Origin of the sequence: Acinetobacter sp. TR11 (assembly GCF_027105035.1) — a bacterium.
Classification (GTDB): Bacteria; Pseudomonadota; Gammaproteobacteria; order Pseudomonadales; family Moraxellaceae; genus Acinetobacter.
In genome coordinates, this window is the sequence record NZ_CP114256.1 from 339,834 (window position 1) to 359,630 (window position 19,797).

21 protein-coding genes are annotated in these 19,797 nt (G+C 38.4%); 14 read left to right on the forward strand and 7 right to left on the reverse strand.

All coding sequences use genetic code 11. The features are described 5' to 3' along the window. Positions 1 to 200: 200 nt before the first annotated feature. The 5 genes from O1450_RS01535 to gmk form a co-directional block, all read right to left on the reverse strand. Positions 201 to 395, reverse strand: coding sequence for a bacterioferritin-associated ferredoxin (locus O1450_RS01535; RefSeq protein WP_004660183.1), 195 nt, complete (start codon positions 393 to 395; stop codon positions 201 to 203). A gap of 172 nt (positions 396 to 567) precedes the next feature. Further along, positions 568 to 957, reverse strand: a complete 390-nt coding sequence (locus O1450_RS01540) for a RidA family protein (protein WP_269229456.1) — start codon at positions 955 to 957, stop codon at positions 568 to 570. Between the two features lie 172 nt (positions 958 to 1,129). Next, positions 1,130 to 3,238, reverse strand: a complete 2,109-nt coding sequence (locus O1450_RS01545; protein WP_269229457.1) for a RelA/SpoT family protein — start codon at positions 3,236 to 3,238, stop codon at positions 1,130 to 1,132. 208 nt (positions 3,239 to 3,446) lie between these two features. Then, the gene (rpoZ, locus tag O1450_RS01550) at positions 3,447 to 3,725 is read right to left on the reverse strand and encodes a DNA-directed RNA polymerase subunit omega (protein ID WP_004660187.1); all 279 of its coding nucleotides are present in this window, start codon (positions 3,723 to 3,725) and stop codon (positions 3,447 to 3,449) included. A 70-nt stretch (positions 3,726 to 3,795) separates the two neighbouring features. Next, on the reverse strand, positions 3,796 to 4,419 hold the full coding sequence (gene gmk, locus O1450_RS01555; protein WP_004660188.1) for a guanylate kinase: 624 nt from the start codon (positions 4,417 to 4,419) through the stop codon (positions 3,796 to 3,798). Positions 4,420 to 4,521: 102 nt separating this feature from the next. Here gmk and ispH point away from each other — a divergent pair, with 102 nt between their 5' ends. The 12 genes from ispH to rplS all read left to right on the forward strand — a co-directional run bounded on the left by ispH (position 4,522) and on the right by rplS (position 15,777). Next, positions 4,522 to 5,472 carry a 4-hydroxy-3-methylbut-2-enyl diphosphate reductase gene (gene ispH, locus O1450_RS01560; protein WP_269229458.1) on the forward strand — a complete coding sequence of 317 codons (951 nt, stop codon included), beginning with the start codon at positions 4,522 to 4,524 and terminating at the stop codon, positions 5,470 to 5,472. A gap of 140 nt (positions 5,473 to 5,612) precedes the next feature. Next, positions 5,613 to 6,128, forward strand: coding sequence for a pilus assembly FimT family protein (locus O1450_RS01565; RefSeq protein ID WP_241306567.1), 516 nt, complete (start codon positions 5,613 to 5,615; stop codon positions 6,126 to 6,128). Then, positions 6,125 to 6,619 (forward strand): type IV pilus modification protein PilV, encoded by a 495-nt coding sequence (pilV, locus tag O1450_RS01570; RefSeq protein ID WP_269229459.1) that lies wholly within the window; start codon positions 6,125 to 6,127, stop codon positions 6,617 to 6,619. Before O1450_RS01565 ends, pilV begins: the two co-directional genes overlap by 4 nt. Beyond that, the gene (locus O1450_RS01575; RefSeq protein WP_269229460.1) at positions 6,619 to 7,620 is read left to right on the forward strand and encodes a PilW family protein; all 1,002 of its coding nucleotides are present in this window, start codon (positions 6,619 to 6,621) and stop codon (positions 7,618 to 7,620) included. The genes pilV and O1450_RS01575 overlap by 1 nt, the downstream gene beginning before the upstream one ends. After that, positions 7,617 to 8,366, forward strand: coding sequence for a pilus assembly PilX family protein (locus O1450_RS01580; protein WP_269229461.1), 750 nt, complete (start codon positions 7,617 to 7,619; stop codon positions 8,364 to 8,366). The genes O1450_RS01575 and O1450_RS01580 overlap by 4 nt, the downstream gene beginning before the upstream one ends. Before the next feature lie 13 nt (positions 8,367 to 8,379). Continuing rightward, positions 8,380 to 12,381 (forward strand): hypothetical protein, encoded by a 4,002-nt coding sequence (locus tag O1450_RS01585; RefSeq protein WP_269229462.1) that lies wholly within the window; start codon positions 8,380 to 8,382, stop codon positions 12,379 to 12,381. Between the two features lie 12 nt (positions 12,382 to 12,393). After that, entirely contained in the window at positions 12,394 to 12,909 is a 516-nt protein-coding gene (locus O1450_RS01590; RefSeq protein WP_269229463.1) for a type IV pilin protein, read from the forward strand. After that, complete coding sequence (locus O1450_RS01595; RefSeq protein ID WP_269229464.1) at positions 12,903 to 13,343, forward strand: type IV pilin protein; 441 nt, start codon at positions 12,903 to 12,905, stop codon at positions 13,341 to 13,343. The genes O1450_RS01590 and O1450_RS01595 overlap by 7 nt, the downstream gene beginning before the upstream one ends. A 257-nt stretch (positions 13,344 to 13,600) precedes the next feature. Continuing rightward, on the forward strand, positions 13,601 to 13,858 hold the full coding sequence (gene rpsP, locus O1450_RS01600; protein ID WP_004660208.1) for a 30S ribosomal protein S16: 258 nt from the start codon (positions 13,601 to 13,603) through the stop codon (positions 13,856 to 13,858). A 16-nt stretch (positions 13,859 to 13,874) separates the two neighbouring features. Then, positions 13,875 to 14,423, forward strand: a complete 549-nt coding sequence (rimM, locus tag O1450_RS01605; RefSeq protein WP_005156501.1) for a ribosome maturation factor RimM — start codon at positions 13,875 to 13,877, stop codon at positions 14,421 to 14,423. A 45-nt stretch (positions 14,424 to 14,468) separates the two neighbouring features. Next, on the forward strand, positions 14,469 to 15,209 hold the full coding sequence (gene trmD, locus O1450_RS01610; protein WP_269229465.1) for a tRNA (guanosine(37)-N1)-methyltransferase TrmD: 741 nt from the start codon (positions 14,469 to 14,471) through the stop codon (positions 15,207 to 15,209). A gap of 196 nt (positions 15,210 to 15,405) precedes the next feature. Then, positions 15,406 to 15,777 (forward strand): 50S ribosomal protein L19, encoded by a 372-nt coding sequence (gene rplS / locus O1450_RS01615; protein WP_004660214.1) that lies wholly within the window; start codon positions 15,406 to 15,408, stop codon positions 15,775 to 15,777. A gap of 58 nt (positions 15,778 to 15,835) precedes the next feature. Here the strand turns inward: rplS and O1450_RS01620 are convergent, their stop codons facing one another. Both O1450_RS01620 and O1450_RS01625 read right to left on the reverse strand, forming a co-directional pair. Next, on the reverse strand, positions 15,836 to 16,810 hold the full coding sequence (locus O1450_RS01620; RefSeq protein ID WP_269229466.1) for a lipase family alpha/beta hydrolase: 975 nt from the start codon (positions 16,808 to 16,810) through the stop codon (positions 15,836 to 15,838). A gap of 103 nt (positions 16,811 to 16,913) precedes the next feature. Beyond that, positions 16,914 to 17,957, reverse strand: coding sequence for a lipase secretion chaperone (locus tag O1450_RS01625; protein WP_269229467.1), 1,044 nt, complete (start codon positions 17,955 to 17,957; stop codon positions 16,914 to 16,916). Positions 17,958 to 18,094: 137 nt separating this feature from the next. Between O1450_RS01625 and truB the strand changes: the two genes are divergently transcribed. Beyond that, the gene (gene truB, locus O1450_RS01630; protein WP_269229468.1) at positions 18,095 to 18,988 is read left to right on the forward strand and encodes a tRNA pseudouridine(55) synthase TruB; all 894 of its coding nucleotides are present in this window, start codon (positions 18,095 to 18,097) and stop codon (positions 18,986 to 18,988) included. Positions 18,989 to 18,998: 10 nt separating this feature from the next. Next, on the forward strand, positions 18,999 to 19,769 hold the full coding sequence (locus O1450_RS01635; RefSeq protein ID WP_269229469.1) for a sulfite exporter TauE/SafE family protein: 771 nt from the start codon (positions 18,999 to 19,001) through the stop codon (positions 19,767 to 19,769). Positions 19,770 to 19,797: the final 28 nt, after the last annotated feature.

Below are 19,797 nucleotides of genomic sequence, written 5' to 3' on the forward strand. Positions count from 1 at the left end.
TCAACAAATCGTGATATGGCGAGTAAATTATAGAACGGCAAATGAAAATCACAATCAAAATACGAAGAGGGTTTGAAGTTAAATCGGTAGCTATGATTTATTAAAAAAACCGCTTATCGGAGGAATGGTTAAAGTTCTACAAGAAGCGGCGGAGTCGTAAACCGAAAGTTAAAGATGTAGATATTATAAATTTGGCGGAATCAGGCAGCAACAGAAATACGGGCGGCAATTTCTGCTAATTCATCGCTAATAATTGAACGTGCTTCAGGTGCACAACGACCACAGCAAGTGCCTAAGTCGAGTAAATCACGAATTTCACGATAACTTTCAGCACCGTTTGCAACAGCGTCTTTGATATCTTGATCTGTGATTCCACGGCATAAACAGACATACATGGGAGTGATCCACAAATATTAATGCGATAATTGATATTATTGATAATTATTATCGTTTGTCAATGAATTTCATTCTTAGAGTGAATATATTCTTATTGAGAATTTGAATAAAAAAATACCACCTGATCGGTAGTATTTTTTCTTTATTTTATCTATTTGATAAATATTGTATTTAATTCTGTGTTGGAATAATAACAATACCATCCATTTCGACTAATGCGCTTTTAGGTAGGCTTGCTACACCTAATGCTGCACGAGCTGGATATGGCTGAGCAAAATATTCGCCCATAATTTGATTCACCAATTGGAAGTGAGAAAGATCTGTAAGGAAGATATTCAATTTAGCGATATCTGCTAAGCTGCCACCTGCGGCTGCACATACTGCTTTTAGATTATCGAATACACGACGAATCTGAGCCTCAATACCTTCTACAAGTTCCATACTGTATGGGTCTAAGCCAATTTGACCTGAAAGATAGAGCGTATCGCCAACAAGAATTGCTTGAGAATATGTTCCGATAGCAGCAGGGGCGTGTTCAGTATGAATAACTTGACGTGACATTAAGCTCTCCTATGTCATTGTTTCTATCTTAAACAATGTGACTTTAACACAAAAGTTTGGCTCGGAAACGGTCGAATACTGTTTAGTCGCAATTGTTTGCAAATGATTCATTAGCTTTAATAATAAGGAATCTTTCAATTTTAATTCTGGGCGAACATCGTGTATTAAACGATTAACTGACTTTTTCAACCTCTGGTTGAGCGGTTGGCATATTTAAGCGCTCAATTCTTGGGAAGCCAAAATGCATGCGTAAATCACGAATAATTTGGGCAATTTGATTTCGATTACTCACGACTATATTCACATAGGTTTTCTGTTCTTGTGAATAGACCATTTCTACGCCTGTTTTGGCCTTTCGGCATTGATAAATCAGGTCAGAAATTTGTTCGTCACTCATCGTCATATGAATACATAAGAATGCACTAAAGCGAACATCATCAATTTCTTCTGATTGCCAGTGTAAAGGCATAATGTTTTCAGGATGGAGGTGTTGTTCATGCAGTAAATTACGGCAGCGTGAACGATGTACGATTAAACCACGTCGAGATAAATGTCCTTGAATTGGATCTCCAAGCACAGGATTACAACAGTGTGCATATTTTACATCAACACCCTCAGTCCCTAAAATCAAGCGATCGGAAGTTTCATGATGCTGAGAGTGGTAATCTTGAGCAAATAAATGATTGGCAACCAATTGAGGTAATAAATCCCCAACTGCGATTTGTTCAAATAGCGTATCTTTATTAGCTAAATGTCGCCATTCAAGTACACTAATCCAGTCTTCTGCTGAAAGGTCATCTATAGAGCGATGAAATAGTTTTAAAGCGCGGTTAAGTGCTTGTTGACCTACAAGACGTTGCTCATCAATATCTTGTTCTCTTAGTAGATTCTGTAATGCACGACGTGCTTTTTGAGTATTAATAAAACTGAGCCAATCTGGATTCGGTGTTGCTAATACGTCTGTGATAATTTCAACTACTTGTCCGCTATGTAATGGAGTTGAAAGAGGGCGGATTTCACTATCCACTTTTGCGCCAACAGCATGATTGCCTAAAAATAGGCTAGCTGAGTAGGCGAAATCAACGACAGTGGCGCCTTGAGGAAGCTCGTGTAATTGACCATGCGGCGTATAGACCCAAATTTTTTCCTGATGTAAATAATCAAGTAAATCGCTAAAAGTGGTTTTTGCACAATCACTATCTATGAGCGTATTTAGGTTCTGCATCGAAGCTTGAATTGCCGAACGGCATGCTTGAGGTGCATTTTCTCCGAGTACTACACCAAAACGAGCAGCTTTACGCATTAATTCGGTTTGGATCGTCAAAGATAATGTGGTTTTTTCACCTTTTAGCTTAATCATTAATGATTGATTGCCACCTGGTAAAGGGCGGCGAATATGATCGTGATATTGTAAGACTTGAAAATTATCTTTGAGTGCTTCAACTAGACGGTCGCAATCAGCAATACTTTGCAGAATAATTTCAAAAGCATGGCTATGGCTTAATTCATTTAAATCAATTTCATTTTTTACAAAATGACGTAGTAATTCGATGTTATTATTTTTCTTCTTAATACGCCCTTGTAGATTATATTTTTTAAGCAAATCTGATAATTTTTGTTCCCATACCGCTTGGTATTCACAACGTTTGGGTTTGGTTTCTAAGAGTGCGGTTTGCACATCATTAAACATATCTAAGTCAAGATTTTGATAACATAAGTGTTCTAGGTTATCGGCCATTTCATTCATACCGACAAGACGTGCCATGGGTACGAAAATATCAAAGGTTTCTTGCGCGATACGTGCTCGTTTATCTGGACGTAATGCGCCTAAAGTCGTCATATTATGATAGCGATCAGCGAGTTTAATAATAATGACACGCGGATCTTGTAAGGTGGCTTGTAGAATTTTGCGGAATGATGCTGCCTTATTATATTCTTTATCACTTGAATGGCTGAGTTTGGTGACACCATCAACAAGTTCGGCAACGACAGATCCAAATTTTTCACCAATCTCATCTTTAGTAAATTCAGTATCTTCAATGACATCGTGTAATAAAGCTGCCATAAGCGTGTCGGCATCTAAACGCATATGCGCCAGAATGCAACTCACAGCAATAGGATGAAGAACGTAGGGCTCACCACTTTTTCGTGTAATACCACTATGTGCTAAATCAGCAAAATCACAGGCAGCAAGTACACTCTGAATATCACTATCTTTGAGATAGGCTTCAATAATGACCTTGAGTTGTTGCTTGGCTTGGCTGACCTCTTCGCCTGGCATAAAACACCTTTTATAACATGAATTCAGGAATAGATAAGATTAGCTTCTAATGAAAAGCATATTGTGGAACTTGTCAATTTGTTCATTAGAAAAACTCGTAAATTTTTTCAATGAAATATATTGTTTTTACCAATATAGCGCTGAAATTTTCAACAAACAAAAAAGCCCAGTGTATTCACAATGGGCTTTTAGACAAAGCAAATCCAATTTAGAAAGAGAAGCCTTCTAAATTTAATGAGTTTGTAGACAACACCATATCAAGATTTGAAGTCTGATAATCTTGATCGCGTTGTTTTAAAATTTCTTTAGTGACATGACCTGCCGCAATTTCGCGTAATGAAACGACTGTTGGTTTATCATTATCCCATTCTACAGTTGGTTCCATACCTTGACGTGCTAATTGGCGTGCACGTTTACTCGCTACCAGTACTAACTCAAAACGGTTATCTACGTGGTCTAAACAATCTTCAACGGTTACACGTGCCATAAGTTGTCTCGTTTGAACATTACATTTGAAAAGACTAAGTAGTATAAAAGGCTTTTAAATAAGACTCAAGTTATTCGCGATTAAGGGTGATTAACTTTTCAATTAATTGCTGGTGACGAGCACTTTGCTGTAAGGTAACTAAACGATTTGCTGTAATAATTGCTTCTAAATCATGAACAGCTTTATTGAAATCATCATTGATGATGATGTAATCGAAATTTGCGAAATGACGCATATCTTCTACAGCACAACTTAAACGATGTTCAATTACTTCAACTGAATCTGTTCCGCGATTAGATAATCGTTGTCTTAAATCATATTGAGTTGGCGGTAAGATAAAAATTTGTTTTGATTCAGGAAAAAGTCGACGAACTTGATCAGCACCCTGCCAGTCAATTTCGAGTAACACATCATGACCTTGTTGTAATTGTTCTTTGACTTTGGCTTGAGATGTGCCGTAGTAATTACCAAATACTTCTGCATACTCAATAAAACCACCTTGTTCTACTTGAGCTAAAAAAGTTTCAGTATCAGTAAAATGATAGTGAACACCATCTAGTTCACCAGGGCGTTGACCGCGTGTCGTATGTGAGACAGAAACATGTAGATTGCTGACTCGATCGAGTAGGGCTTTAACGAGAGATGTTTTGCCTGTTCCTGATGCCGCAGAAACGACAAACAATAGACCCGACATGATATTTTTCCTGATATGATAAAATATCTTGGCTATTGTAGTGTAGCGTGCCATTAAACGAAATAGTTTGGCATAAATATTCAGGTGATAAGAGAGGATGTTATGGAAATTGTGTTGGCCAATCCACGAGGCTTTTGTGCTGGTGTTGACCGTGCTATAGCAATCGTTAATCGGGCACTAGAATGTTTTAATCCGCCAATTTATGTACGTCATGAAGTGGTACATAACAAGTTTGTTGTTGATGATCTGCGTCAGCGTGGTGCGGTTTTTGTAGATGAGCTTGACCAAGTGCCTGATGATTCGATTGTAATCTTTAGTGCGCATGGCGTGTCTAAAGCAGTACAACAAGAAGCAGATCGCCGTGGTCTAAAAGTCTTTGACGCGACTTGCCCTCTAGTAACTAAGGTGCATATTGAGGTCACGAAATATGCCAGAGAAGGAACTGAAGCAATCTTAATTGGGCATGAGGGGCATCCTGAGGTCGAAGGTACAATGGGGCAATATGATAAATCTGGTGGTGGAAAGATTTATTTGGTTGAAGATGAAGAAGATGTTGCAGCTTTAGTGGTTGAACATCCTCATAAAGTTGCATTTGTCACTCAAACGACGCTTTCGATTGATGATACGGCTAAGGTCATCGATGCCTTAAGAACAAAATTTCCTAAGATCCAAGGTCCGAGGAAAGATGATATCTGTTATGCCACTCAAAATCGTCAAGATGCAGTACGTGATTTGGCGGAACAATGTGATGTAGTGTTGGTAGTAGGTTCTCCGAATTCATCGAATTCAAATCGCTTACGTGAATTGGCAGAGCGGATGGGTAAATCTGCTTATCTCGTGGATAATGCTGATCAGCTTGAAAAAGAATGGTTTAAGCAGGAAAGTAAAATTGGTGTGACTGCAGGTGCATCAGCCCCAGAGATACTGATTAAACAAGTGATTCAACGGTTACAAGATTGGGGGGCAACCCCTCCTAAAGAGTTGGATGGACGAGAAGAGAACATTACATTTAGCTTACCTAAAGAGCTACGTATTCAGGTGATACAAGCCTAATTTTTATAGAAAAATGTGAACTTGAAACGGATAGGGTGCAGCCTATCCGTTTTTTTATGGAGTTTATCTGCTTTGTATTGGTTCTGTAAAAATAAGATTTAATATAGAGTAAGGGAATTTGGATGATTAGGTGTAAAACGATGGGGAACAATCGAGGATTCACCTTAATAGAGATGGCGGTAACGATTGCCATATTGGCAGTTGTAGCAGTAATGACGATACCGCCCCTAAGTGATTTAATCGCTAAGCAGCGTTTAAATACTACAGCGAAAGATTTAGCCTATATTTTTGGGCAGGCAAGGGCTCAATCTGCGGTGTTACGAAAAGAGGTAACCGTAAAGTTTAGCGATGGCACAAGTGATGCCACTAACTTTTTTTGGATATCAAAATATGATGATATTAAATTAACAAGTGATACAACAGACGTTGTTTTTCAACCTATAGGGTTAGTTACTATAAGACAAAAAGAAATTAATAATCCTTCTTTTAATCCTAGCCAACCAGAAGACCCTATCACTAATCCTAAAAAAATAAAACAGCCTGTTCCTTTAGTTTTTACTGTATGTAGCCAAAAATTGAGCTCATCCAAACAAATCAGTATCTCTAAAACGGGAGTAATTCAAAAAATTGAGGATAAATCAGGGGGCTGCTCATGATTAAGCAACAGCATGGTATAGGAATGGTAGAGATTTTGGTTGCCTTATTTATTTTGGCAATAGGTGTACTTGGATTTTCTGCTTTACAACTTCGTGCTTTGCAAGCAACAGCAGAAGCAATGGATCGTACAACAGCAATGACCACAGCAAGAGATTTAACTGATCGTATGCGAATAAATCGATTAGGTATTAATGATTATATTTCTTCAATCAATAATAAACAGACAGAAACAGATTGTTTTGGTACATCAACAGCTTATCAACCTGCATGCGATGTTGCAAAGATGGCTAAATATGATGCGACTCAGATTTTAACAAAAGCTAATAATGCTGGACAAACCATAATAATGAAGCAATGTGATGGCAGTAGTCGCACCTGTATCTATATTGCATGGGGGAAAACGGTCATTACTAAAGATGATCTTTCTACTTGTATGCTTAATGGTATTTATAAGCCAGATGCTCAATGTTTGGTCATGGAGACATTCTAGTGAAAGCAGCCAATGATTATTTATTTATTCAAACTAGAAATGACTATTATAGGAATCAGTCAGGCTTTACCCTGATTGAATTAATGATCGCTATTATTTTAGGCTTATTAATTACAGCAGCAGCAATTCAACTTTATATAACAGGGCAGAGAGGTATGGCTATTCAGCAAAGTGCTGCTAATTTGCAAAATAGCGCTAGTTTCGGTTTTGAGTACATGTTGAGGGATATTCGGCTAGCCAATCTAAATGCAGTAAAACCAGTGATAGATCCGACTATTTTGCATGGGGGGATTGTATTAAGTAAGGCAAATTTAAGTAGCGTGAATACTTTTACAATTACAGGTGGGACTGCTGCTAATAATTTAATGACGCAAGGGAATATAGGTTTATCTAATTTACAAGACGAAAAAAGTGATCAATTGGTAATTCAATATCGGAATACTATTGGTAACTCATTTGATTGCGAAGGAAACCAAATAAATGTAAATGCTTATGTTGTTGAGCGTTATTTTTTACGTGCTGATAGTCAAAATAATAATGATCCAAATACACCCCTAGTTTTAGCTTGTAAAGCCACTACCTATACAAAGGATGATGAACTTAAATTGGATGGGCTTAATGGTGATGGGGAGATTATTATTCCTCGCGTTGATCATATGCACATTTTACTAGGAGTGGCTTCCGATACACTAGATGCCACCACTAATCCAGCAAAAGCTGGTAAGGACGGCCTGTTAGACCGTTTTGGATATATTAGTATTCCTAATTATTTGGCACTTACTACAAAACCACAAATAGTTTCAATTCAAATTGGTGTATTGGTACGCTCTCCTGACAGTGTTGGTAAAAATGATTTAGCTGATCCGAATAAAACATATCAAATTTTTGATGTGAATAAACCACTCAAAACGGATAGTAAAAACAATCTTTATAATCGTCAGGTAGTTACTCAAACAGTAGCATTGCGTAATGGTTTTGGCTTGCAGGAGAATCCAAAATGAGAAGATTAGCAATGCAGCGCGGTGCAACTTTGATTGTCGTTTTGATCATGCTTGTACTGTTAACTTTAGTAGGGACATGGGCAATTCGTGGTAGCTTGACATCATTAAATATTGCGATGAATACGCAAGCGCAAGCATTATTACAGCAAGCATCTGATGCGGTGTTTTTTAACTTAGAGAATCAAACTTCTGATGAATTAACATTAGCAAAAATGCAAATAGGTGATGGAATGTTGGCTTATGTCTTACGTCCAGAGAATAAGGGTAAAGAACTTGTTTTCTGTATCCGAGGTGGCGATGCGAATAGTTTGTCTGGTAGCCGCAATGCTAGTGTGGTTTATTGGGAAGGATCACAAATTAAAAATACTCAACTTGGAACAGTTGGATTTTGTAATGTAGATCAAAAAGCTGATTTTATCAGTGGACGTTCCGCTGTAATGACTCGTGTCGGCATCCGGGCTGCTAGCAATAGTCAAGACTGGGAACATTTGCTTGAAGGGGATGATTCAGAAATGTCTAAAACCCAAAAAATTCAAAAAGTAGTAGTTAACGTTACATCTATTATCCCTAATTTAAGTAGTAATAGTTCAAGTGATATACAAGCCTGTTTATCAAACTACACCAGTTTTGTTGATAGTACTGTAACAAATAATGAAACAGTATCCGACTGCTTGAAAACAAATAACGTGCCTTACAGTAATCAAGAGATGGAATATACCTTAAAGCCTGTAACAGGTGCATCATAGAGGAGTGTCAAACATGAAAAATGTACAAAATCGAAGCGACATGACACCACGTCAGCAGACCTCTGTGGTGTCTAAGTTTAAAGTTGCTGCACTTTCAGCTGCGATTACTAGTTTATTGTGTGTAAGCTTACCATCAACTTATGCTAGTGATATTGAAATTTACAAAGTTCCTGAAGATAGTGTAGGGACCACGACCTTAATGATGATGTTAGACACCTCTGGAAGTATGGGGGCAGGATCTAATTCTTATAATGAAGATCGTATAGGTGCCCTCAAAAAAGGTTTAAATGATGCATTAAATGGTACGTCTACGACCCCAAGAATTGAAGATAAAGTAATTATAGGGTTGGCGACATTTAGTGCGACTAAGGGATATATTAGAATTCCTGCTAAAGCATTAGGGACAGTTACAGGTTCTGTTCAAGATGGAAATTATATTAAACCACGGTGGACGAGATATACTGTACGTACTGTCGTAAGTGGTAAGAATGTAGACACAATATACTATAATGAATGTAAAACATGGAATCCGGATAATTATAATTGTTTGTCATGGGGAGGGGATAGTACTAAATTGCCGACAGGATTTAGTACAGCTTCACCATATATAACGGACAAAAATATTAGTTGTACGTATGGTAATCGAAGTGATTGTACTTATGTTTGGGAGAATATTCCAAAATATAAAAATGTGACTCATCGCGATGATTTAGTAACTGTGATTAATAGTTTATCTGCTAGTGGTAGCACTCCAACTGCTTATGCTTATGCTGATGCAGCTGCATATTTGCTTGGGACTACGACTGCCTTACCGCAAGTCACAGTGAATGTTCCTGTTTATGCGCGTTTTAATGGTAATCCTAGTACAGGTTGGGCTTGCCAAAGTTGGAATACGAATAGAAAAGCTTGTTCGAATTGGGGGAACTATATTTCCTCGGGTTATTCGGTACCTGCAGGTTTTACTAGTAGTAGAGCTTGTAATGTAGGTAATAACTCCGCCACATGTTTCAATTATAATATGACATTAGATGATACGGATAATAATAATAGTGGTTTTAGTAGTTCTATAAGCACCTCAAAAGATGGTGCAATATATGATATGCCAAGTTCTATTAAAAGTCAGATAGATAACTCTGCTAAAAAAGAGTGTAGTGGGCAGGGAATTTATTTCCTGACTGATGGCGAGCCTAATCCGAGTGGTGGTATAGGCACAGGGACAGATGGTGTAAGCGGAACAGCATACAAGTTGATGAAACAGTCTTTGTCAACGAAAGGGGGTTTATTTAATTGTAACAACAGTTCACTTGGTAATCGCACTAATATTTATAGTAGTTTACTTGGTAGGACTGGATATTTTAACTCATCAAATAATGGATGGTCATGTATTGGTAAATATGCCCAATCATTGTTGGATCCTGCTAAGAATCCTGTAGGGTTACAGATTAAAACAGTCGTGGTTGGATTTGGTAGTGATTTTACTAGTACAGGTAATAACGATGTAGAAGATGCTAAAGTTTGGGGTACGTTAGGTGATGGGGGTTGGGTTGCTGGATCAAATTCACAAGATGTTGTGAATAGTATTAATGCTTTTATTAAACAGCTTAACAAAGATATTCCATCAATGAGTACAGGTTCGTCTACAATACCATTAGATGAATTGAACCCCTCTATAGTGCAGCCATATGCATATTTTCCACAGTTTGAACCAAAGGTTAAACCTGAAGATGTACAGCAAATTTGGTTTGGTAATCTTAAAAAATATTATGTATTAAATAATGGGGTTTATTCAAGTAAGTCTGTTGCTGATGATAATACGGTTGTTGTTAAGAAAAGTGTCCTACAAGATCTAGCAGATATTTGGGAAAGTAAATCTAGTTATCCAGATGGCACAGCTTTGTTTAAAAAGGGCGGAGTTTTAAATCGTTTAACATTAGGTCGAAATGCACAAGGTGAAACAGGGCGAAAACTACTGACAGATTATAACTATGATGGGACTAAGGCCGCTAATAATGGTCAAATCTCACAAAATCTTAATTTATCACAGATTACATATAAATATACTAGTGATGATAAAACGAAAACAGATACGAAGTATGCGCCAGCCCTAATGGGACTACTAGGTTATATTATATCGGATGGTACGAATACGAATGGTTTAGATTTATCTACCCAATCGGCAAGTTTGCGTCAAATGGGTAGTGTTTATCATTCAAAACCTCTCTTAATTACACAATCAGGCAAAGCAATTGCTTCTAAAGATGCAACGACAGGAAAAGTTAGTATTGATACGACTAATCGTGAAGATTATGTTTTATTTGGTACTACACAAGGTCTAGTAGAGATTGTTGATGCTAGTACTGGGATAGAAAAATTTGCTTTTGTCCCTAAAGAAATCATTGAAAAGCAATCAGAGACCTTCAAACAAGGTGGTGGTAATCTAGCCGCAGGGAAAAATGCCTTATATTATGGTATGGATGGTGAATGGGTTTCGCATACAGTTTACGTTAGTAAAAGTGATGGAACTCTAACTGTCGCAGGTGCATCTCGTACCGTATCTGGAGGAAGTAAAACAGAAGACTTAATTGGTAAACAATGGGTTTATGGTGGTATGCGTATGGGGGGGCGTAGTTATTATGCTCTTGATCTTACAAATATTGATAGTCCAAAAATTAAATTTCAAATTGACCCATCAACAAGTAAGGTTTACTCACAAAATCATCCTGAAGGAGTAACTTACAATGCTTTAGCCAAAATGGGGCAAAGTTGGTCGAAACCTACACTTGGTTATGTAAATTGGAATGGTAAACGTAAGTTAGTTATGATCGTGGGAGGGGGGTATGATGCTGGTGGTGATGATGGAGATGGTTTAAAATCGAATGGTATTCGTACTGGTTATGCTGGTTATGAGATATATAACTATAAGCAAGAAACGAACCTGAACGCTGATGGAACAGAAAAGAGAATTGGTGCGGGTATATATATGTTTGATGCGGATACGGGTGATTTGCTATGGAATGCAGATTCTACTAATAATCCAAGTTTAAAGTATAGTGTAGCTAGTCAAATTCGAAGTGTTGATCGGAATAATGACGGTATTATTGATCATATATATTTTGGAGATTTAGCTGGACAGGCTTTTAGAATCGACTTTAAAAATGATGGTAAAGATACATTCAAAACGCAAACTATTAAAATCTTAGACTTGCATGATAATAATGGTACAAGTCCGCGTTTTTATACATTACCAGCCTTTACGGCACATAATAGTGCAGCCAGTACAAGTATCTTTGGTGGAAATACGGTTGTAGTAACTTTTGTTTCTGGTAATCAAAGTTCACCTATATTAGCAACAAGTGACTCACCTCAAAAGAAAGATCCAACTAACTTGCAGTTTGATGGTGCATATGGAATTTTTGACTATGATAGTTATCCTAGTACGGATGCTGGCCGTTTTCCAAGTACTAATTTAGATGCTCGTACCAAAGCAGATGAAAATGCTACAACTCCAGTAAATACCAAACTTAGATTTATTAATGGTGCTACAACAGCGACCGCTATTGATAAGACAGCTGGTTGGGGTGGATGGTATTATCTCTTTAATAAGAAAATTGATGGTACAACGGCAGCAGGTGCTAGCGTTATTAAAGGTTTGACTACACCGATTGCTTTACAAGGTAGTTTATATGTCACTCAATTTGATGCATCAAACAATGGTACTACGTCTAGTTGTGGTGCTGGCGTGAAAGGTCATACTTTTACTCAACGTATATGTTTACCTGGTGGCGTTTGTAAAGATGGTGAAAAGTACGTCTATAACCTTGGTTCTGGGATTGTAACTTTGAATGTTGGCAGTCCCGATGAGGATCCGAACAAGCGAGTTATTGTTGTACCAGATCCGAACGATACGTGTCCTGCTGGGCAAACTTGCACACCAGCGAATAAGCCAAAATTTATAGCGACTGGAGGTGCATTAAAATTCATTCCAAACAGATGGTATGAGCGGTATGCGCAATAAGGATCAATGACTATGCAAACATCCCAGCAAGGTTTTACATTGATTGAGTTAATGGTAGTTTTGGTAATTATTACTATTTTTGCCGTCATTGCTATTCCAAGCTATCAAGTGTATTCACGTCGAGCTGTTGCAAGTACGGCACAACAAGAAATACAACGTTTAGCTGATCAATTGGAACGCCATAAAGGTAAAAACTTTAGTTACTTAGGCTTTGATGCAAGTTATATGTATAAGAACACAACTGGTAATCTGGTGGGGTATGACCCAGTAACATCTCAACTAGTTTTGCCTGTTGGTGCCACTGGAACTGATATTCGTTATAAGTTATCTATTAGGGATGGTACTGATACTACAAAATTATTGACTGATGTAACGGCGTTAGGGCAACGATGGGTGATTCGGGCTGAAAGCACAGATCCGCAGAACTTTAGTTATTTAATGACTAATACTGGGACACAATGTAGAAATAAAACAGCTGCTAATGTCACTTTTACTAGCTGTGGTGTGGGTGGGGAAAATAAATGGTAATTGAAGAGAAAGGTTTTACACTGATTGAATTGATGATTGCTGTCACAATTATAGGGGTTTTAGCTGCATTTGCTTACCCTTCGTATATACAGTATAAGATTCGCAGTCAGCGTGTAGATGCTCAAAGTGAGATGCTATTTATTGCTCAACGTATGCAAGCATATAAAGCTACTAATGGAACATTTGCAAATGCAACAGTTAATTTGCTTTATGGTGGTACTACTACACCTAAACAAGGTGGTGCTTTATATGACCTGAGTTTCAACCCTTCACCAACTTTAGCTACATCTTGGGTATTAGTTGCAACACCTAAAAGTGGGACAAATCAATTTGGTAATGGTGTCCTCTGTTTGAATGATCAAGGGCAGAGGTTTTGGGCCAAAGGGGCATCTACATGTGTCCTTTCCCAAACTTCAAACTGGGATGGACGTTAATCGGTTCCTTTCCAGTCTCCAAAAGCAAGCTTAATTAGCTTGCTTTTTTATTTAATAGTTTTCCTGATTTAGTTAAAGTAGCGTGCCACTTCAGATACTAGCAACTCTTCTTACAAGTTCAAAACTGTGGATAACTCTGAATTTAGTCTTTCTTTCAAAGCAAATATAACGTAGAATATTGCCCTCTATGAAAGGGGTTTGAAGTGCTGCCGATGGTCGGCGCAGGGATAATCCGTAAAAATTATAAGGTTGTTCTCATGGTTGTTATTCGTTTAGCGCGCGGTGGTGCAAAAAAACGTCCATTCTATCAAATCATTGTAACTGATAGCCGCAATGCACGTGATGGTCGTTTCATCGAGCGTATTGGTTTCTTTAACCCAACTGCACAAGGTAAAGCTGAAAAAGTTCGTTTAGATGCTGACCGTTTTGCTCACTGGGTTGCACAAGGTGCTCAACCTTCAGATCGCGTTGCTTCTTTAGCTGCTCAAGCTAAAAAAGCTGCAACTACTGCATAATTGTAGTAGGTAGCCCATGACATCGACACAGAATGTGCCAGAAGATCGTATTCAGATTGGACAGTTACGTTCAGCTTATGGATTGAATGGGTGGCTCTGGGTTTACTCTAACACAGAACCTATGAGCAATATGTTTGACTACCTTCCTTGGTACATTGAGACCAAGGCAGGTTGGCAAACCATAGATGTAAAACGTTGGAAACCACATGGCAAAGGCTTGGTTGTTGCATTAAAAGGCGTGAATGATCGCACGGGTGCAGAAAACTTAGTTGGTGCAAATATCTGGATTGCCAAATCACAGCTTCCTAAAGCAGATGTAGACGAGTACTACTGGTCTGATCTTAAAGGCTTAACCGTGTTAGGTCTTGATGATGAAGAACAAGAAGTGAATCTTGGTCAAATCTACGAACTGTTTGAAACCGGTGCTAATGATGTCATGGTCGTGAAAGCGACACCTGATAGTATTGATGCTGAAGAGCGAATGATTCCTTGGCATAAAGATGTGGTACAACGCGTTGATCTTGAAGCTGGTCGTATTTACGTCAATTGGGGCGTAGACTACTAATCCTTTTGGGAATAGTAGCGCAGCAGGAAAATAGAGGAGTCTGCGGTGTTTTTTGCAGTCATTACACTGTTTCCTGAAATGTTTGAAGCGATTACAGCGCACGGGATTAGCGGACGTGCAGCAAAGCGTGACATCGTGCAAGTCAATTGCATTAACCCACGAGATTTTGCTGAGGGCAACTACAAAAGAGTGGATGAACGTCCTTTCGGTGGTGGTCCTGGTATGGTGATGATGGCTGAGCCTTTGGCAAAAGCAATTAACCATGCTAAACAACTTGCAACACAAGCAGGCTGTGTTCATGCCCCAGTGGTGTATATGTCACCGCAAGGGAAAACCTTAAATGAACAGGCAGTACAACAATTCGTTGGTTATGATGGTTTGATTGTATTGTGTGGGCGTTATGAGGGTGTCGATGAGCGTTTAATCCAAAATTATGTTGATCAAGAATGGTCAATTGGGGATTACGTTTTATCGGGTGGTGAACTGCCAGCGATGGTGTTGCTTGATAGTATTATTCGTCGATTGCCAAATGTCATGTCTGACGAGCAATCTGCGATCCAAGATTCTTTTGTGGATGGTTTACTGGATTGTCCACAATATACCAAGCCAGACCATTTCGAAGGGTTAGATGTGCCTGAGGTACTTAAATCAGGACATCATGCCAATATTGAGAAATGGCGTTTTTTACAGCGTTATCAACGAACTTTAGATCGTCGACCAGAGTTGGTTGATAAAGTTGAGTTGACTAAACAGCAAAAAAAATGGCTTAAAAATTCGCAAGACTAAACTGTTAGAAGTTTGTGTTTGCAACAGACGAGAAGCTTTGCTTCGAGTTACTACTTAAACTGAGTTTAAGTTGAAAATAGGCTCTTTAGAGTAATTTTGCTTTAAAGGGAAAGTTAAACGAGCGATATGCGTTTTAGCCTCTATCCTCAGCGGTATAAGAGACCTCTTCTCTCCCGCACATATTGGAGATTCCACAATGAGTGGTAAACATCCTTTAGTTCAAGCTGTTGAAAATGCACAGTTAAAAACTGATATCCCTGCTTTTGCTCCTGGTGACACTGTTATCGTTCAAGTTAAAGTAAAAGAGGGTGACCGTGAGCGTCTTCAGGCATTTGAAGGTGTTGTAATCGCGAAGAAAAACCGTGGTTTAAACTCTGCTTTCACAGTTCGTAAAATCTCTAGCGGTGTTGGTGTTGAGCGTGTTTTCCAAACTCACTCTCCAATCGTTGCTAAAATCGAAGTGAAACGTCGTGGTGACGTTCGTCGTGCTAAACTTTACTACCTACGCGAGTTGTCTGGTAAAGCTGCACGTATTCGTGAAAAGTTACCAGCTCGTAAACAAGGTTAATTTTAACTTTGTTGTAAAGCAAAAAAATGCGCCTTTGGCGCATTTTTTTATGGCTGTTTTATAATCCTTGTAATTTTAGTCGATTGGCATGTTGACGATAAATATCAATTGGATCAGGTGCAAACAGTGATTTCAAACCTAAAACCTGATTCACTTCATCTGCATGATTCCAAGGGAGATTATCTCTAATTGTACGTCCAAACTTAGCACTACAACGGCTCACCATACCATCATTATCTCCTTTAATATCGACAATTAGGCTCGTACCTGCAAATAGGGGATCTAGTGGGTCAAGAATGTTTGTGACTGCTTGAGTCCCTGAGAATGAATACATATAAATTCCTTTATCCTGATATGCACCTTCACCACAACTTGTGGTTGGTACACCCATAGGGAATCGTGTATTAAATTGTTTTGAACCTTCAACTGAAATACTACGACCAGCAGCTAAAGCATCATGTGGGTAGCTTTTGGGGTTGAGTCCTTGTGACCATGTAATCGCTCCTGAGAAAAAGTTTACGACGGCAGAGCCAGCTGTACCTAAGACAGTACCATCTACATTCATAATTAAACTAGCGACAGGTGAACCCTTATGAGTGCCACTTACACTGGTTAATGATGCAACTTTACTTGGCATAATGCCAGCCACGTAACGGATCGTTGGACCGCCTTGGCTATGACCAATTAAATTAACTTTAGGTTGTCCAGTAATCGCAATAATTTCTTCAACTTGTTGCGCCAGTTGTTCACCACGAACCTCATTTGAGTTAAAAGGTGAAAGTCGTGTCGCCCAGACATTTGCGCCATTACGTGCAAGGTCGGGTAGGATTTGATGCCAATAATCAACGCCTAATGGATCACTTCCAACGCGTGAAAAACCTGCGACACCATGTACAAAGACCATCGGATATTTGGTTTTTGCATATGTTGACGTGACATTATTGTCTTTAACTTGCGTTGTATTTGATGCGTAACTTGTTGATATACTCATTGCTATCATAGATAGTGCAAGACAGCGGATTAGTTTTTGCATGATATTTCTCTCGATTTTTGTTTTCATATGGGTCTTGATGTTCTTTCGAACGAGACATTGCATCCATGCTAAATAGCGTTATTTCAATGCCTTAAGATGTTTCTTAATTACTAAAAGGTAAGGTTCCTCCTTGGTCATAGACAGTTTCAAAAGTTTGCAAACGCTGTTGTTCTTGTGCTGATTGGAATTGTTGTGATTTGATTTTTTGAATTGCTTGATCTTTCGCTGATGCACTCATATTGCTATCGACAATGGTTTTGCGTTCATCTAGATAGGACTGCACACGTTGTTTCCAGTCAGAACGTTGTTGGTCAAGCTGTTCTAAGCGTTGTGTGGCGGCTTCACCGACCAAACTAACACGCATATCACGTAGTTCTTGAGCTGAACCATGTCTTGCTTTGATTTGTGCCGTTAATGCATGCAAATCGTCGAGTTTGGATAAATCTTTGAGGTTGTCTTGCCAATCTTGAGGAAGCTGCTCAAAACGTTGTTGTAATTGTTTCGCTTTCGCTGAGGCATTTAGTGCGTTGTTTTCTAAAATTCGCATACGATCAAGCGTATATTGCTGATAAACATCTTCCGTTCCAAATAAGCCTTCAATTTCAGGATTTGAAAAGAAACGTTGTTTTAAATCATGCATAGAGTCAAAAATAGCTTGGAAATATTGATAGCTTTCCTGTGTGGGTTGTTGAGTCTGTAACTTACTGAGCTCTTGGCGATATTCTAAATAACGTGACCATAAGGTTAAAACTTGCTGTTGTTGTGAAGCTTGAAATGTTTTAGCGAGATAAAGCTGAAAGTTATAACGAATTTCATCAATATTTCGCTCGCCGTATTGAGAAATAAAATACTCAAAACAATTCCGCGTGTGTTCATTCACAATTAAATGCTGAGCGCTATTGAATTGTAATTTGCAGTCAATCTCAGTATCCATTTGGCTGGTGCTATTAAAAGAAGTATCGAGTTGATTGATATTCTTTGGACTCTTATGCAACTGTGATGGATTGCTGTTGTTGCTATATTGATCAGTTGAGTTAAGTGATTGCTGAGACTGATTTGGATATAACCAATACAATACGCTCAGCGTGACTGCTGAAATGATCAATAAGCTACATAATAATGCTATTTTTTTTCCATTTTTATTCATTAAGCATAATCCATTTGCTTTTAATTTCGGAAACGAAAATAAATTTAGCATAGATGTTGTTTTTTTGAGCGTTTAATTTTTAAAAATCCGATGAATAGTTTTGATAAAATACACCTTTCTTGTTTGACTTTTCATTTATGAAAAAAAGCTCTTATCGCCATCTGAGTGGTGTTTTCTTATTAAATAAGCCGTTAGGTTTAAGTTCTAATTCGGCATTGCAAAAAGTACGTCGACTTTTTAATGCACAGAAAGCAGGACATACAGGTGCTTTAGATCCGCTTGCAACAGGTTTATTACCGATTTGCTTAGGGGAGGCAACCAAGTTTTCGCATTATTTATTGGATTCGACCAAGCGTTATCAAACAACAGTAAAACTTGGACAAACAACTGCTACGGGTGATGTTGAAGGGGAAATTCTTCAACAAAGAGATGTGCCAGCATTAACTGAAGCTAATATTGAACAGGTTCTAGAACAGTTCCGTGGTGATATCAAGCAAGTGCCACCGATGTATTCGGCACTGAAACGAGAAGGTCGCCCTTTGTATGAGTTAGCGCGCCAAGGAATTGAAATTGAGCGTGAAGCGCGTCCAGTGACGATTTATGAGTTAAAACTCATTGATTTTACAGAAGACAGTTTGACCTTAGATGTGACGTGTTCTAAAGGAACTTACATCCGAGTGTTAGGTGAAGATATTGGTGAAGCTTTGGGCTGTGGTGGACATTTAACAAAATTACATCGTACTCAAACAGGTCATTTTGAGATTAATCCAAGTTATACCATCGAATATTTAGAAGGGCTTACTCAGGAACAGCGGGATGCATTATTGTTACCTGTTTATGCACCTGTTGAACATTTTCCACGGGTTCAATTACCTGAAGGGCGTGAAAAATATTTTGGTAATGGTCAAGAAAGTAATATTGAGCACGAAGCTGCTGCTGAAGTATTGGTATTCGATGGTGAGCGTTGTTTAGGCTTAGCTGAAATTACAGATAAAAAGCGTCTTGTGCCAAAACGTTTGTTGAATTTATAAGGTTATATTGATGGAATGGGAGCTGATTCTGAGTCTAGTGTTCTTTGCATTCTGTGCGGGAACAATTGATGCGGCAGTTGGTGGTGGTGGGTTAATTCAGATTCCAGCATTAATGGGTGCATTACCACAAACGGCTCCTGCAACATTATTTGGAACAAATAAACTGGCTTCTATTTTTGGAACGGGTTCTGCAGCTCTTTCATTTGTACGTCGAGTAAAGTTGCAGTGGTCATTATTATGGGTGATCGCAATTTTTGCTTTTATCAGTGCGTATGTAGGTGCAGCCTGCGTTTCACTGGTGCCTACTCATATATTAAGACCAATTGTCTTAGTTATGCTGATTGTAATTGCAATTTATACCTTTATGAAAAAGCAATTTGGGCAAGTGCATGTGGATCAACACATCACACCAAAATTATTATTTTTTGCCGCATTAGGTAGTTTAGCGATTGGTTTCTATGATGGAATCTTTGGTCCTGGTACAGGCAGCTTCTTTATCTTCTTTTTTATTCGCTTTCTTCAAGTCGATTTTTTACATGCTTCTGCATTATCCAAGATTGGTAATTTTATGACTAATCTAGCGGCACTGAGTTTTTTTATTCCCGCAGGGCATATCTTCTTTCAGCTTGGTTTTATGATGGCGGCTGCAAATATTGCAGGTTCATTATTGGGTGTACGTTTGGCTTTGAAATACGGTAGTGGTTTTATTCGTATTTTATTTTTGATTTTGGTCAGTATTTTAATTTGTCGGTTGGCTTATCAAATCTTTGTTGCAGTTTAATCTATAAAAATAAACTTTCCATACAAAA

What these genes read in the sequence shown, in the direction of transcription:
- O1450_RS01590 (WP_269229463.1), top strand. Translation starts at nt 12,394, where the DNA reads ATGCAAACATCCCAGCAAGGTTTTACATTGATTGAGTTAATGGTAGTT.
- O1450_RS01545 (WP_269229457.1), bottom strand. Translation starts at nt 3,238, where the DNA reads ATGCCAGGCGAAGAGGTCAGCCAAGCCAAGCAACAACTCAAGGTCATT.
- truB (WP_269229468.1), top strand. Translation starts at nt 18,095, where the DNA reads ATGAAAAAAAGCTCTTATCGCCATCTGAGTGGTGTTTTCTTATTAAAT.
- O1450_RS01565 (WP_241306567.1), top strand. Translation starts at nt 5,613, where the DNA reads ATGGGGAACAATCGAGGATTCACCTTAATAGAGATGGCGGTAACGATT.
- O1450_RS01585 (WP_269229462.1), top strand. Translation starts at nt 8,380, where the DNA reads ATGAAAAATGTACAAAATCGAAGCGACATGACACCACGTCAGCAGACC.
- O1450_RS01635 (WP_269229469.1), top strand. Translation starts at nt 18,999, where the DNA reads ATGGAATGGGAGCTGATTCTGAGTCTAGTGTTCTTTGCATTCTGTGCG.
- rpoZ (WP_004660187.1), bottom strand. Translation starts at nt 3,725, where the DNA reads ATGGCACGTGTAACCGTTGAAGATTGTTTAGACCACGTAGATAACCGT.
- O1450_RS01535 (WP_004660183.1), bottom strand. Translation starts at nt 395, where the DNA reads ATGTATGTCTGTTTATGCCGTGGAATCACAGATCAAGATATCAAAGAC.
- O1450_RS01625 (WP_269229467.1), bottom strand. Translation starts at nt 17,957, where the DNA reads ATGAATAAAAATGGAAAAAAAATAGCATTATTATGTAGCTTATTGATC.
- gmk (WP_004660188.1), bottom strand. Translation starts at nt 4,419, where the DNA reads ATGTCGGGTCTATTGTTTGTCGTTTCTGCGGCATCAGGAACAGGCAAA.
- pilV (WP_269229459.1), top strand. Translation starts at nt 6,125, where the DNA reads ATGATTAAGCAACAGCATGGTATAGGAATGGTAGAGATTTTGGTTGCC.
- O1450_RS01540 (WP_269229456.1), bottom strand. Translation starts at nt 957, where the DNA reads ATGTCACGTCAAGTTATTCATACTGAACACGCCCCTGCTGCTATCGGA.
- O1450_RS01620 (WP_269229466.1), bottom strand. Translation starts at nt 16,810, where the DNA reads ATGCAAAAACTAATCCGCTGTCTTGCACTATCTATGATAGCAATGAGT.
- rimM (WP_005156501.1), top strand. Translation starts at nt 13,875, where the DNA reads ATGACATCGACACAGAATGTGCCAGAAGATCGTATTCAGATTGGACAG.
- rplS (WP_004660214.1), top strand. Translation starts at nt 15,406, where the DNA reads ATGAGTGGTAAACATCCTTTAGTTCAAGCTGTTGAAAATGCACAGTTA.
- rpsP (WP_004660208.1), top strand. Translation starts at nt 13,601, where the DNA reads ATGGTTGTTATTCGTTTAGCGCGCGGTGGTGCAAAAAAACGTCCATTC.
- ispH (WP_269229458.1), top strand. Translation starts at nt 4,522, where the DNA reads ATGGAAATTGTGTTGGCCAATCCACGAGGCTTTTGTGCTGGTGTTGAC.
- O1450_RS01580 (WP_269229461.1), top strand. Translation starts at nt 7,617, where the DNA reads ATGAGAAGATTAGCAATGCAGCGCGGTGCAACTTTGATTGTCGTTTTG.
- O1450_RS01595 (WP_269229464.1), top strand. Translation starts at nt 12,903, where the DNA reads ATGGTAATTGAAGAGAAAGGTTTTACACTGATTGAATTGATGATTGCT.